Origin of the sequence: Enterobacter cloacae complex sp. IR5458 (assembly GCF_049238025.1) — a bacterium.
Lineage (GTDB): Bacteria > Pseudomonadota > Gammaproteobacteria > Enterobacterales > Enterobacteriaceae > Enterobacter > Enterobacter kobei.
Genome location: NZ_JBMKIF010000002.1, coordinates 210,352 through 223,465, shown reverse-complemented (window position 1 = coordinate 223,465; position 13,114 = coordinate 210,352). Strand labels below are relative to the sequence as shown.

Annotated in this window: 12 protein-coding genes; 8 read left to right on the top strand and 4 right to left on the bottom strand. The window is 55.3% G+C overall.

Features of this window, described 5'->3' with window-relative positions:
• Window positions 1-46: 46 nt before the first annotated feature.
• Window positions 47-925, bottom strand: coding sequence for an aldo/keto reductase family oxidoreductase (locus ACOTYN_RS02530; RefSeq protein WP_023337208.1), 879 nt, complete (start codon window positions 923-925; stop codon window positions 47-49).
• A gap of 144 nt (window positions 926-1,069) precedes the next feature.
• Between ACOTYN_RS02530 and tcp the strand changes: the two genes are divergently transcribed.
• Window positions 1,070-2,731, top strand: coding sequence for a methyl-accepting chemotaxis citrate transducer (gene tcp / locus ACOTYN_RS02525; RefSeq protein WP_014883611.1), 1,662 nt, complete (start codon window positions 1,070-1,072; stop codon window positions 2,729-2,731).
• A 38-nt stretch (window positions 2,732-2,769) separates the two neighbouring features.
• Here tcp and smrA read toward each other — a convergent pair whose 3' ends face one another.
• Together smrA and ACOTYN_RS02515 are read right to left on the bottom strand one after the other, a co-directional pair.
• Window positions 2,770-3,333, bottom strand: a complete 564-nt coding sequence (gene smrA / locus ACOTYN_RS02520; RefSeq protein ID WP_014883610.1) for a DNA endonuclease SmrA — start codon at window positions 3,331-3,333, stop codon at window positions 2,770-2,772.
• Window positions 3,334-3,680: 347 nt separating this feature from the next.
• On the bottom strand, window positions 3,681-4,598 hold the full coding sequence (locus ACOTYN_RS02515; protein WP_058690816.1) for a LysR family transcriptional regulator: 918 nt from the start codon (window positions 4,596-4,598) through the stop codon (window positions 3,681-3,683).
• 175 nt (window positions 4,599-4,773) lie between these two features.
• Between ACOTYN_RS02515 and ACOTYN_RS02510 the strand changes: the two genes are divergently transcribed.
• The 7 genes from ACOTYN_RS02510 to uspE all read left to right on the top strand — a co-directional run bounded on the left by ACOTYN_RS02510 (window position 4,774) and on the right by uspE (window position 11,948).
• Window positions 4,774-6,084, top strand: coding sequence for a M20 family metallo-hydrolase (locus ACOTYN_RS02510; RefSeq protein ID WP_332956313.1), 1,311 nt, complete (start codon window positions 4,774-4,776; stop codon window positions 6,082-6,084).
• Window positions 6,084-7,529 carry a M20 family metallopeptidase gene (locus tag ACOTYN_RS02505; protein ID WP_332956310.1) on the top strand — a complete coding sequence of 482 codons (1,446 nt, stop codon included), beginning with the start codon at window positions 6,084-6,086 and terminating at the stop codon, window positions 7,527-7,529. Before ACOTYN_RS02510 ends, ACOTYN_RS02505 begins: the two co-directional genes overlap by 1 nt.
• Window positions 7,530-7,570: 41 nt before the next feature.
• Window positions 7,571-9,097 (top strand): p-aminobenzoyl-glutamate transporter, encoded by a 1,527-nt coding sequence (gene abgT, locus ACOTYN_RS02500; protein ID WP_041163050.1) that lies wholly within the window; start codon window positions 7,571-7,573, stop codon window positions 9,095-9,097.
• A gap of 10 nt (window positions 9,098-9,107) precedes the next feature.
• Entirely contained in the window at window positions 9,108-9,623 is a 516-nt protein-coding gene (gene ogt, locus ACOTYN_RS02495) for a methylated-DNA--[protein]-cysteine S-methyltransferase (protein ID WP_014883605.1), read from the top strand.
• 183 nt (window positions 9,624-9,806) lie between these two features.
• Window positions 9,807-10,559: a fumarate/nitrate reduction transcriptional regulator Fnr gene (fnr, locus tag ACOTYN_RS02490; protein WP_006174991.1), complete on the top strand. Its 753-nt coding sequence runs from the start codon at window positions 9,807-9,809 to the stop codon at window positions 10,557-10,559.
• A 146-nt stretch (window positions 10,560-10,705) separates the two neighbouring features.
• On the top strand, window positions 10,706-10,888 hold the full coding sequence (locus ACOTYN_RS02485) for a hypothetical protein (protein WP_014883604.1): 183 nt from the start codon (window positions 10,706-10,708) through the stop codon (window positions 10,886-10,888).
• A 109-nt stretch (window positions 10,889-10,997) separates the two neighbouring features.
• Window positions 10,998-11,948, top strand: a complete 951-nt coding sequence (gene uspE, locus ACOTYN_RS02480) for a universal stress protein UspE (protein ID WP_014883603.1) — start codon at window positions 10,998-11,000, stop codon at window positions 11,946-11,948.
• Window positions 11,949-11,987: 39 nt separating this feature from the next.
• On the opposite strand, the gene ACOTYN_RS02475 is transcribed toward uspE, so the two are convergent.
• Window positions 11,988-13,097: a mechanosensitive ion channel family protein gene (locus tag ACOTYN_RS02475; RefSeq protein ID WP_045269495.1), complete on the bottom strand. Its 1,110-nt coding sequence runs from the start codon at window positions 13,095-13,097 to the stop codon at window positions 11,988-11,990.
• Between the last annotated feature and the right edge of the window lie 17 nt (window positions 13,098-13,114).

Sequence of the window (13,114 nt, the reverse complement as noted above, 5' to 3'; positions counted from 1 at the left end):
GATGCTTTCCGGCGGTGAAGCCGAACGTATTGAAGTTTGAACGGATTTAGTTCAACGATCGGCCTACCAGCGTATTCAGCGTTTCCAGAGCGTCAGGCGGCAGTTGCAGTTCTCCTGCTGCGAGATTTTGCCGCAGATGCGCCACGGAAGAGGTGCCGGGGATCAGCAGAATATTCGGGGAACGTTGCAGCAGCCATGCCAGCGCAACCTGCATCGCGGTTGCGCCAAGGGAATCCGCGACGGCCTGCAGATCGCTGGATTGCAGTGGCGTAAAGCCGCCCAATGGGAAAAACGGCACATAGGCAATCCCCTGCTGCGCCAGTAAATCCACCAGCGCATCGTCGCCGCGGTTCACTATGTTGTACATGTTCTGCACGCAGACAACAGGCACCATCTTCTGCGCTTCCGCAACCTGAGTGGCCGTGACATTGCTCAGACCAATGTGGCGTACCAGCCCTTGCTGCTGTAACTCTGCGAGGGTGGAAAGCGGTTCAGCAATCGATCCTTCTGCCGGGCCGTGAGCGCTAAACATGATCCGCAGATTCACCACATCCAGTACATCCACCTGCAGATTACGCAGGTTATCATGCACCGCCTGAGTCAGCTCCTGCGCGGAAAAGGCCGGCAGCCAGGCGCCTTTATCGTTGCGGCGGGCCCCGATCTTGGTGACGATAGTGAGATCGTCCCGGTACGGATGAAGCGCCTCGCGGATCAGCTGATTGGTCACATGGGGACCATAAAAATCGCTGGTATCGATATGATTCACCCCCGCCGCCACGGCTTCGCGTAACACCTCCAGCGCGGCATTTTTATCTTTCGGAGGGCCAAATACGCCCGGTCCGGCAAGCTGCATCGCGCCGTACCCCAGTCGTTTAACCGTCCGCGTACCGAGCGCGTACGTCCCGCTTTTATCAATGCTGCTCATGTTGACCTTCCTCATAAAAATGATCCGGATTTACAACAGGTTCCTGACCGGAGCCCTTCGTTAAGCGCGAGTTAAATTAAAGTTTAAATTCTATACGACGATAGTATTGGTGTACCTCTGCATCTTCTCTAACGGACGACCGCTATGCTGAAAAATCTGCACGTGATTACCGGTATTATCTTTGCCCTCACCATATTCTGTCTGCTGCAAGTTGTCACGGGAGGGTTGTTCTACTCCGCCGTCAGCAACGATCGCCATAACTTCCAGAACTCCGGCGTGCTCAATGCCCAGCAGGAAAATCTGAGCGACAGCGTAAACACGCTGGTAAAAACGCGCGTCACCGTGACCCGCGTGGCGATCCGCTACCTGAAAAACCAGCGCGATCCGGCTTCCCTTGCCGCGATCAACAAACTGCTTGATACCGCAAGTGACTCGCTGGCTAAAGCAGAAACCTATAACAAAGCGTGGCAGAAACTGCCGCAGGTTAACGGCCAGAATGCGGCGTTAACTGACGAGATGCAAAAATCCTGGAATCAGATGCATGAGGTCATGCGTTTGTCGATTCAGTATCTTCGCGCCGACAACTACCAGGCCTATGGCGATCTGGATGCTCAGCAGGCTCAGGATGATATGGAAGCGGTCTATAACCGCTGGCGCGCCGAAAACAACACGCTGCTGAAAGCGGCAACCGAAGAGAACCAAAGCAGCTTTACGCAAATGCAGTGGACGCTGGCAGTCATTTTCCTGGCCGTTATCGCCGTGCTGGTGGTCATCTGGCAGGGGTTACAACACCTGCTGTTAAAACCACTCAACACCATTATGAACCATATTCGCGCCATTGCGGGGGGCGACCTGACGCAGAATATCGCGCTCTCTGGCCGCAATGAAATGGGTCAACTGGCCGCAGGCCTGCATGAGATGCAACAATCTCTGGTGACTACCGTCAGCGCCGTGCGCGGCAGTACCGACTCCATCTACACCGGCGCAGGTGAAATTGCCGCAGGCAGCAACGATCTTTCCGCTCGCACCGAAGAGCAGGCCGCCTCGCTCGAAGAGACGGCCGCCAGCATGGAAGAGCTGACCGCGACGGTTAAACAGAACTCCGATAACGCCCGTCAGGCTACGTTACTGGCGAAGAATGCCTCTGAAACCGCAGCACGTGGTGGCCACGTCGTGGATAACGTGGTTCGCACCATGACCGAAATTGCCGACAGTTCCCAGCAGATTGCCCACATTACTGGCGTGATTGACAGCATCGCGTTCCAGACCAATATTCTGGCGCTTAACGCCGCGGTAGAAGCCGCACGCGCCGGGGAACAGGGGCGTGGTTTTGCGGTCGTCGCAGGCGAAGTCCGTACGCTGGCGAGCCGCAGTGCACAGGCGGCGAAAGAGATCAAAGGGCTTATCGAGAACTCCGTCAGCCGGGTGAATACCGGTTCTGAGCAGGTTAGCGAAGCGGGCGCGACCATGAAGGAGATTGTCGCCGCCGTGACCCGCGTAACCGATATCATGGGTGAGATTTCGTCGGCCTCCGATGAGCAGAGCCGCGGTATTGAACAGGTGAGCCTGGCCGTTTCGCAAATGGACAGCGTGACGCAGCAAAACGCCGCGCTGGTGCAGCAGTCCGCTACGGCGGCGGCGGCACTGGAAGATCAGTCCGAACAGCTGCGTCAGGCTGTGGCCGCGTTTCGTCTGAACGGAAAAGAACACGCGGTCGCCTCACGTCCGGCAAATGTGAAAACGCCGCAGCTACTGCGTCCGGCAACGGCTAACGCCACGCCTGACAGTCACTGGGAAACCTTCTGAGTCACAGGCGGGCGATCGCCTCGCCCGCGAAAACCGCCTTAACGGCTGCGCTTGGCGTGCCGTTCCCAGTTCTCCTGTTTCGCTTCATCGGATTTCCGCAGTGAAACGTAACATGCCCCGCTGCCGCCGTGATGCGGCAGCGCCACGCAGAAAGCCTGCACTTCCTCGAACTCAGTTAACCAGCGTGCCAGATAGCTGCGCACCACATTGGGATGCGAATTCTGTTCGCGCCCTTTCCCGTGAATGATGATCAGGTTACGTAATCCGTCACGACGGGCCTGACTGATAAAGGAATACAGCATCTGTCGGCAGCGTTCGGCGGGCTGACGCAACAGGTTTAAGCTGGCCTGTCGGTCGTATTTCCCCGAACGCAGCTTCTCTATAACGCCCTGCTGTACCCCTTCGCGCTGGAACGCCAGCGGTTCTTCAAGGGGCAGGAGTTCCAGAAACCCCAGCGTCAGAAAGTTGTCCAGCTGTTCAGTATCCATCTCCTGCCGCGCCCGTGCGTTTCTCATCGGCTGCCAGTGGATATCCGAGCAGCGCTTCATGGGCTGGACATCCTCCATGGCGTCAAGAAAAAGTGATTTGTCGTCAGGGTTCATGGGGATCCTCCGGCTACTTCTGAGGGAGGTACTATACCTGTGCCAGACATGTGTCTCAATAACCGTCAGCGGCCCACTCACGGCATATATATTTACCCGGCGAATATATAATAAGGGTGATACGCACTTAAACCAGACTTAACTAAAACTTCAGTGAAGGTAAAATAAGTGATTTACGTTAAAAATTCGTGAAATCAATCACTCGTCAACCTGTCTTTTTTCGGAAAAGGTGTTATAACTAAATAAACCTGCCCCATGGAAATAATACTCAGGACTGGCAAAAGGACGTACTGCTGTGTGTACTGTAGGGTCTGTCTGATGTCGGGCAGACTCTGTTTTTTTTATTTTTAATTTTCCGCTGCGTCTATTTTTCTCGCTTCCCTTCTGAATTGCGTAATTAAGGATTCAGCAAGAGGTGTCTGACGTGAATCACGTCGCTGAATTAAATAATACGCGGCTTTTGGAAGCGATTCGACAACCGGTAGAATGACGAGACGGTGCGCCAGAAGCGGGTCAGAGCCCAACTCCTGCGGCAGGATACTTAAAAAATCACTTTGCGCAACCAAGCTTATACAGGACGAAAATGTTTCACACACCACCCCAATTCGCGGTATTTGCGAGCGGTGGCGAAATAGATCTTCTAATTGCTTATAATAGCTTCCCCGCGGCGTCGGCATTGTCCAGTTATAATGCAAAAGTTCATTAATGGATGTTGCCCCTGTCGCCGGATGCCCTTCCCGGCAAAATACCGCAAACGGTTTTTCAAACAACTTTTCGAACGTAAATTCATGGTCGTAAGGCCCCTGATAATAGGTGTTAATGGTGAAATCCAGCTCACCCTGGCGTAATTCATTGATCATCGACACCAGCTGCCCCTCCATAATCCGTACCTTGACCTGGGGGTGTTGTGCATGAAAGCGCGTAATAACGGCAGGCATCAGGCTGCGTGAAACGCTGGCGCCCATCCCGATATTGATCTGCCCGGCCAGTTCCCCCTGCCGCTGGCGAATATCATCCTGCGCCGCACGCAACTCTTCCAGAATCAGTCTGGCGCGCTGGTAGAAGCCCTCGCCACACTCGGTCAAGGCAACACCTTTACTCCGGCGCACAAAAAGCTGTGCCGCCATACCCTCTTCCAGCTCTTTGATCGATTTGGTCAGCGCTGGCTGCGAAAGATTCAGCGTCCTGCTGGCACCGCGAATACTGCCCTGACGCGCGACTTCAACAAACGCCCGGATTTGATGAAATTTAATCTGAAATGTCATAGCCCGACCGATAACCGTTGTTTATCAGAGTAAAGAAACTGTCATCTACTTTAATGGAAAGGGATGTGCGAGGGTAATTCCTGAACGGTTAAAACTGTGAAAAATCGGTTAGTGATAAGTAAAAACTATCACAGCGTGAAGCAGTTCACATTTTTTAATGATGACGGGAAGAGATATGGACACACTGGCGCAGTACATCCAGACATTAACGCCGCAGCTGAGCGCGTGGCGTCGCGATTTTCACCATTTTGCGGAATCCGGCTGGGTAGAGTTTAGAACTGCAGCGAAAGTCGCTGAAATTCTTGATTCGCTGGGGTACGAACTGGCGATGGGCCGTGATGTGGTGGATGCCGAAAGCCGAATGGGATTGCCCGATGACGCAACGCTGGCGCGAGAATTTGCCCGAGCGCGTGCGCAAGGCGCCCCCGAAAAATGGCTGGCACCGTTTGAAGGCGGATTTACCGGCATTGTGGCGACCCTTAAGACTGGCCGCCCGGGGCCAATCCTGGCGTTTCGCGTAGACATGGATGCCCTTGATTTAAGCGAAGCGCAGGACAACAGCCATCGCCCGTTCCGCGACGGTTTTGCCTCCTGCAACCCGGGAATGATGCACGCCTGCGCGCATGACGGCCATACCACCATTGGTCTGGGACTGGCGCAGGTGCTTAAGCAGAATGAAGCGCAGCTCAACGGCACCATCAGGCTCATCTTTCAGCCTGCCGAAGAAGGGACGCGCGGCGCACGCGCTATGGTTGCCGCCGGGGCGCTGGATGGCGTGGACTATTTTACTGCCATCCATATCGGTACCGGCGTGCCTGCCGGAACGGCGATCTGCGGCAGCGATAACTTTATGGCGACCACCAAGTTCGACGTGAATTTTACGGGCGTTGCCGCACACGCAGGCGGAAAACCGGAGGACGGGCGAAACGCCCTGCTCGCCGCCGCGCAGGCCGCTCTCGCCTTACACAGCATCGCACCGCACAGTGAAGGGGCTTCCCGCGTCAACGTCGGGGTCATGCAGGCCGGAAGCGGCCGCAACGTGGTGCCCGCGAATGCGCTCATCAAAGTGGAAACCCGCGGGGAAAGCGAAGCCATAAATCAGTATGTCTTTGAACGCGCGCAGGCCGTCATTACCGGGGCGGCCGCACTCTACGGCGTGAAGGCGGAGATGCGTCTGATGGGGGCCGCCACCTCCAGCGCGCCCACACCGGCCTGGGTTGATTATCTGCGCGAACAGGCGAGCCAGGTTTCCGGCATTGCTCGCGCTATCGATAAGGTCAAAGCCCCCGCCGGCTCCGAAGACGCCACGCTGATGATGGCCCGCGTGCAGCAAAACGGCGGCATGGCGTCATATATGGTATTCGGCACGGATTTGAGCGCCGGCCATCACAACGAAAAATTCGACTTCGATGAACAGGTTATGGCTATCGCCATCGAAACGCTGGCGCGGACTGCGCTCAATTTTCCGTGGACGCGAGGTGTGTAATGCAGGAGAACTACGCTTTTATTGCCGATGCCATCGATACGCGATGTCAGACGCTAACCGATATAGCCGATGCCATCTGGGATCACCCTGAAACCCGCTTTGAAGAATTTTGGTCCGCCGAACGACTCGCTGGGGCGCTGGAAGCCGAAGGCTTTACGTTGACTCGCGAGGCGGGCGGTATTCCAAACGCTTTTATTGCGAGCTACGGCAGTGGGAAACCGGTTATCGCCCTGCTCGGTGAATACGATGCGCTGGCCGGGCTAAGCCAGCAGGCGCATTGTGCAACCGCGCAATCCGCCACGCCGGGAGCGAATGGTCACGGCTGCGGGCATAACCTCCTGGGCACCGCGGCGCTGGCCGGTGCGGTGGCGGTAAAAAGCTGGCTTGAACAGCATGGCGGTAGCGGAACGGTGCGTTTTTACGGCTGCCCCGGGGAAGAAGGCGGCTCCGGCAAAACCTTTATGGTGCGGGAAGGACTGTTTGATGACGTCGATGCCGCCGTCACCTGGCACCCGGAAGCCTTTGCCGGCATGTTTAACGTCAGCACCCTGGCCAATATTCAGGCCGCCTGGCGTTTTCACGGCGTGGCGGCGCATGCGGCCAACTCCCCTCATCTGGGGCGCAGCGCGCTGGATGCCGTGACGCTGATGACGACCGGCACCAACTTCCTTAATGAACACATCATTGAGAAAGCGCGTGTCCATTACGCCATCACCGATACCGGCGGGATTTCGCCCAACGTGGTGCAGGCCCAGGCCGAAGTGCTGTACCTGATCCGCGCCCCGGAGATGGCCGATGCGCAGCAGATCTACGAACGCATTGAGAAAATCGCCCAGGGCGCGGCAATGATGACCGAAACCACCGTGGAGTGTCGCTTTGATAAAGCCTGCTCCAGCTACCTGCCGAACCGCACGCTTGAAGCGGCAATGTATCGGGCATTACAACACTACGGCACGCCGGCGTGGACTGCTGAAGAGCGCGACTTTGCCCGTGAGATCCGCGCTACGCTCGCGCCCAACGACCTGCAGAATAGCCTCAAAAATATAGCCGCCACGGGCGGAGACGCCGGTAAAGCCTTTGCCCGCCGTCATCAGGAGACACTCCTGATGGATGAGATTGCGCCCTATGCCATTACCGATAACGTGCTGGCGGGTTCAACGGATGTGGGTGACGTCAGCTGGAAAATGCCGGTCGCCCAGTGCTTCAGCCCCTGCTTTACCGTGGGAACGCCGCTGCATACCTGGCAACTGGTGGCACAGGGGCGAACCTCCATTGCTCACAAAGGCATGCTGCTGGCCGGGAAAGTCATGGGCGCCACGGCACTGAATCTGCTGCAGGATGCAGCCCTGCTAAAAAAATGTCGTGAAGAGTTCGAACAACAAATACAAGAAAAACCGTACGTGTGTCCGATCCCACAGGGCGTGACACCGTCACCTTTAAAATAAAAAAACACAACACAACAACACAACACTCCCGAGGAACGCCCATGAGTATGTCATCCATACCTTCGCATTCCCCATCCGGTAAGCTCTATGGCTGGGTTGAAAGGATCGGCAATAAAGTGCCACACCCTTTCCTGCTGTTTATCTATCTGATTGTCATTTTGATGGTTGCCACCGCCGTGCTCTCCGCCTTTGACGTGAGCGTGCGAAGTCCGGCCGATGGCAGCCTGGTGGCGGTGAAAAACCTGCTCAGCGTTGACGGGCTGCACTGGTTTTTACCTAACGTCATCAAAAACTTCAGCGGCTTCGCCCCGCTAGGGGCCATTCTGGCACTGGTATTAGGGGCCGGGCTGGCAGAGCGCGTGGGTTTGCTGCCTGCATTGATGGTAAAAATGGCATCCCACGTCAGCGCACGTTACGCCAGCTATATGGTGCTGTTTATCGCCTTCTTCAGCCATATCTCCTCCGATGCCGCGCTGGTGATCATGCCGCCAATGGGGGCGTTGATCTTCCTCGCCGTCGGGCGGCACCCGGTGGCGGGCCTGCTGTCGGCAATTGCGGGCGTGGGCTGCGGATTTACCGCCAACCTGCTGATTGTCACCACCGACGTATTGCTCTCGGGCATCAGCACGGAGGCGGCGAAAACCATTGACGCAGCAATGCACGTCAGCGTAATCGACAACTGGTACTTTATGGCCAGCTCAGTGATTGTTCTGACGATTGTCGGCGGGCTGATTACCGACAAGATCATCGAGCCGCGTCTGGGCAAATGGGAAGGCCGTAGCGATGAAACGCTGGAGACGCTGAGCAAAGAGCAGAAATTCGGCCTGCGCGTGGCCGGTATTGTCTCGCTGGTATTCATCGCCATGGTCGCGCTGATGGTGGTGCCGGAAAACGGTATTCTACGCGATCCGGTTAAACATACCGTCCTGCCCTCGCCGTTTATACAGGGTATTGTGCCGCTGATCATTCTCTTCTTCTTTGTCGTTTCGCTCGCTTATGGTATCGCCACCGGCAAAATTCGCCGTCAGGGCGATCTGCCGCAGCTGATGATCGAACCGATGAAAGAGATGGCGGGTTTTATCGTCATGGTGTTCCCGCTGGCGCAGTTTGTGGCGATGTTTAACTGGAGCAACATGGGCAAGTTTATGGCCGTGGGCCTGACCGACGCGCTGGAAGCTGCCGGGTTAAGCGGCGTACCGGCGTTTGTCGGCCTGGCGCTATTGTCGTCCCTGCTGTGCATGTTCATCGCCAGCGGCTCCGCCATCTGGTCGATTCTGGCCCCGATCTTCGTGCCGATGTTTATGATGCTGGGCTTCCATCCGGCGTTTGCGCAGATCCTGTTCCGCATCGCCGATTCGTCAGTGATCCCGCTTGCACCGGTTTCGCCGTTTGTCCCGCTGTTTTTAGGCTTTCTGCAGCGCTATAAACCCGAGGCAAAACTGGGTACCTACTATTCGCTGGTTTTGCCCTACCCGCTTATCTTTTTAGGGGTATGGCTGGTGATGCTGGTGGCATGGTATCTTGTCGGCCTGCCGATTGGGCCGGGGATCTACCCGAGGCTGAACTAAAGGAATGAGGATGCTGAGATTACTCGAAGATAAAATTGCGACGCCGCTTGGGCCGCTGTGGGTGATCGCGGACGAGCAGTCTTGTCTGCGCGCCGTTGAATGGGAAGAGCACAGCGACCGCATGGAAGAGCTGCTGAACATTCATTATCGGGCGCAAGGTTTTGAACGTATCCGCGCCACCAATCCGGGTGGGCTGAGCGATAAGCTTGCGGCGTACTTCGAGGGCGATCTCAGCATCATCGATACACTCCCCACCGCCACGGCTGGCACCCCTTTCCAGCGTGAAGTGTGGCAGGCGCTGCGGGCCATTCCCTGCGGGCAGGTCATGCATTACGGCCAGCTCGCGGAGCAGTTGGGCCGCGCAGGCGCCGCGCGTGCGGTGGGGGCCGCCAATGGCTCTAATCCCGTTAGCATTGTCGTTCCCTGCCATCGCGTCATCGGACGCAACGGTACCCTGACCGGCTATGCCGGTGGCGTGCAGCGCAAGGAGTGGTTGCTGCGTCACGAAGGATATCTTCTGCTGTAGATCCCAGGCTTTTTGTGCTTAATTTTCTACCGGTTAGGCTAAAAATCCATAATCAAGCTGTGGAATTTCAAGAAGATGGCGACACATTGCCGTCTCTTGTCCTTATTGATGGTTTGTCAGGCTTACGTACTTACCAAAAAGATGTTAAAATTGACCAATATCAATTAAGGCTTGAGCAAACCTATGATCCCGGAAAAGCGAATTATACGACGCATTCAGTCTGGCGGTTGTGCTATCCATTGCCAGGATTGCAGCATCAGCCAGCTCTGTATCCCGTTTACCCTGAATGAGCATGAACTCGATCAGCTTGATAATATCATCGAGCGCAAAAAGCCTATTCAGAAAGGGCAGACGCTGTTTAAAGCCGGAGACGAACTGAAATCGCTCTATGCTATCCGCTCTGGCACCATCAAGAGCTATACCATCACCGAACAGGGTGATGAGCAGATCACCGGCTTCCATCTGGCGGGTGACCTGGTGGGCTTTGATGCCATCGGCACAGGCCATCACCCGAGCTTTGCTCAGGCGCTTGAAACCTCTATGGTTTGCGAAATCCCGTTTGAAACGCTGGACGACCTGTCCGGTAAGATGCCTAACCTGCGTCAGCAGATGATGCGTCTGATGAGCGGTGAGATCAAAGGCGATCAGGACATGATTCTGCTGCTTTCTAAAAAGAATGCAGAAGAGCGCCTGGCCGCGTTTATCTACAACCTCTCCCGCCGCTTCGCCGAACGGGGTTTCTCGCCGCGCGAATTCCGTCTGACCATGACCCGTGGTGATATCGGTAACTACCTGGGCCTGACCGTGGAAACCATCAGCCGTCTGCTGGGTCGTTTCCAGAAAAGCGGGATGCTGGCCGTTAAGGGTAAATACATCACTATCGAAAACGGTGAAGCACTGGCCGTGCTTGCCGGTCATGCCCGCAACGTGGCATAACTCTCCGCATGTTGATCACCAGACTGATAAATTCACATGATTTATTAGTCTGGTATAATCACTTCCGCTTTAAGCCGTCTTCACCGTAGCACATCCCCACACAGCGCCTGAAAGGTTGTCGTTGAGGTTATGAATTGAGAGAAAGTTTGTTTTTCGTTTCAGTCGTGATTGCCTCAGTGACCTTTATCTTCATCTGGATCATGCTTGTCGGCCCAATGAAGGGGGAGGAAAAAACCTACGTGCAGGACTCCACGACGTTTGCAATAGCGGTGATGGTGCTGCTGTTTATTGCGTTTATCGCGGTGACAACCACGGTGCTTTTCCTCTGATAAATTTTCATGAATTATTGATCTGACAAAAGCTCTCCTCTGTTTCATTCAGGATATATAGGTTACTCTTTTACTTACAGACTGTGGTGACAGTAGTAAGGAGACCTGTATGGCCAAGTATCAAAACATGCTGGTAGCTATCGATCCTAATCAGGACGATCAGCCGGCATTACGACGTGCTGTGTATCTACATCAACGGATTGGCGGCAAAATCAAAGCGTTTTTGCCGATCTATGACTTCTCGTATGAGATGACCACCCTTCTGTCGCCTGACGAGCGCACCGCTATGCGTCAGGGCGTCATCAGTCAGCGTACCGCGTGGATCCGTGAACAGGCGAAGTATTACCTTGAAGCGGGGGTTCCTATTGATATCAAAGTGGTCTGGCATAACCGACCTTTTGAAGCCATTATCCAGGAAGTCGTTGCCGGTGGACACGACCTGCTGCTGAAGATGGCGCACCAGCACGACAAGCTGGAATCCGTGATCTTCACCCCAACCGACTGGCACTTGCTGCGTAAATGCCCTTGCCCGGTCTGGATGGTGAAAGACCAGCCGTGGCCGGAGGGCGGGAAAGCCGTAGTGGCAGTAAACCTCGCCAGCGAAGAGGATTATCATAATTCACTCAACGAGAAGCTGGTGAAGGAAACCATCCAGCTCGCTGACCAGGTCAATCACACTGAAGTGCATCTGGTGGGCGCCTATCCAGTCACCCCAATCAATATCGCCATTGAGTTGCCTGAATTTGACCCCAGCGTCTATAACGACGCCATTCGCGGCCAGCATTTGCTGGCCATGAAAGCGCTGCGCCAGAAGTTCAGCATTGATGAGAATATGACGCACGTAGAGAAAGGGCTGCCTGAAGAGGTGATCCCGGATTTAGCAGAACATTTGCAGGCCGGGATTGTGGTCCTGGGGACCATTGGCCGGACCGGTATTTCTGCCGCGTTCCTCGGCAATACCGCCGAACAGGTGATCGACCATCTGCGCTGTGACCTGCTGGTCATTAAGCCAGATGAGTTCCAGACGCCGATTGAGCTGGACGATCCGGAAGACGATTAATATAACCCTGTCAGCCCGCCGCTCCGGCGGGCTTTTTTTTCAGCTCTCCATCACCGGCTTCGGCTGTTCACCCGCCTCATCCTGCATCCACGGCGCGTGCAATACCATGCTCGGCAGTGCCAGCTTAATCTCCTGAGCATTGAGCCCTTCAAGAATACGGATATTGATCTCCTGCTGGATATCCATGTATTTGTTGTAATCCGCGGTATTGACGATATGAACGACTTCAAACGTCAGACGGTCGCGGTCAAATCCGAGAAAATGGGCACGATCGAATTTTGTCTCACCCACATCGGTGATGATTTGCCTGACCATATCCCCCACGTAGCGCAGCTTATCGGGCGGCGTGTCGCTGGCCACGCCAAAGGTAAAGACGATACGACGTGTCTGCATACGTTTGTAGTTGTGGAGCGTTTGCTGGAGCAAAATGGCGTTGCCGCAGACGATCTGCTCCCCGCTCAGGCTGCGTATGCGGGTCGTTTTAAGGCCAATGTGCTCTACCGTCCCCGCCACGTCGTTGAACACCACAAAATCACCAATTTCAAACGGCTTATCAAAACCAATGGACAGGGAGGCAAACACGTCGCTCAGGATCGTTTGTACGGCGAGAGCGATGGCAATCCCCCCCACCCCAAGGCTGGCAACCAGAGCAGTGATGTTGACGCCCGCGTTAGCAAGAATAGACAGCAGCATCACTGACCAGACAATGGCACGGAGAATAAGCCCCGTGATCACCAGCGTAACCGGGTTTTTATGACTTCCCGGTGCCAGCATGACGTGACGTAGCCACGACACAACGCCCTGATCCATCCACAGTGCCACCTGAATCGCGAAAACCAGGAACCAGGCATGGCTGACCGTGCCAAAAAGATGATCGGGTAAGTCAACAAAACGCAGGCTGAACAGAAGTGCTACGACAAAAAGCAGGATCCGACTCGTCCTGTTAAGCATATCGCTCAGGATAAAACGCATCCGGTTGGTGGTCGGGTGTTTGTCGCCCCAGGTGGTGATCCCTTTCTTAACGAACGCGATCAGGCGCGTCAGCAGCCAGTACACCAGCAGCGTGACAAAGACAACCGTGGCGACGCCTACCCAAAATGTCGGCGTCATCATCAACGCGATGATGTCGAAGCGGGACAGAAATTGCATTACACCTCCTCGTCTTA

Coding starts and splice junctions, on each gene's coding strand:
- abgT (WP_041163050.1), top strand. CDS start 7,571: ATGAGTATGTCATCCATACCTTCGCATTCCCCATCCGGTAAGCTCTAT.
- uspE (WP_014883603.1), top strand. CDS start 10,998: ATGGCCAAGTATCAAAACATGCTGGTAGCTATCGATCCTAATCAGGAC.
- fnr (WP_006174991.1), top strand. CDS start 9,807: ATGATCCCGGAAAAGCGAATTATACGACGCATTCAGTCTGGCGGTTGT.
- tcp (WP_014883611.1), top strand. CDS start 1,070: ATGCTGAAAAATCTGCACGTGATTACCGGTATTATCTTTGCCCTCACC.
- smrA (WP_014883610.1), bottom strand. CDS start 3,333: ATGAACCCTGACGACAAATCACTTTTTCTTGACGCCATGGAGGATGTC.
- ACOTYN_RS02505 (WP_332956310.1), top strand. CDS start 6,084: ATGCAGGAGAACTACGCTTTTATTGCCGATGCCATCGATACGCGATGT.
- ACOTYN_RS02510 (WP_332956313.1), top strand. CDS start 4,774: ATGGACACACTGGCGCAGTACATCCAGACATTAACGCCGCAGCTGAGC.
- ACOTYN_RS02530 (WP_023337208.1), bottom strand. CDS start 925: ATGAGCAGCATTGATAAAAGCGGGACGTACGCGCTCGGTACGCGGACG.
- ogt (WP_014883605.1), top strand. CDS start 9,108: ATGCTGAGATTACTCGAAGATAAAATTGCGACGCCGCTTGGGCCGCTG.
- ACOTYN_RS02515 (WP_058690816.1), bottom strand. CDS start 4,598: ATGACATTTCAGATTAAATTTCATCAAATCCGGGCGTTTGTTGAAGTC.
- ACOTYN_RS02475 (WP_045269495.1), bottom strand. CDS start 13,097: ATGCAATTTCTGTCCCGCTTCGACATCATCGCGTTGATGATGACGCCG.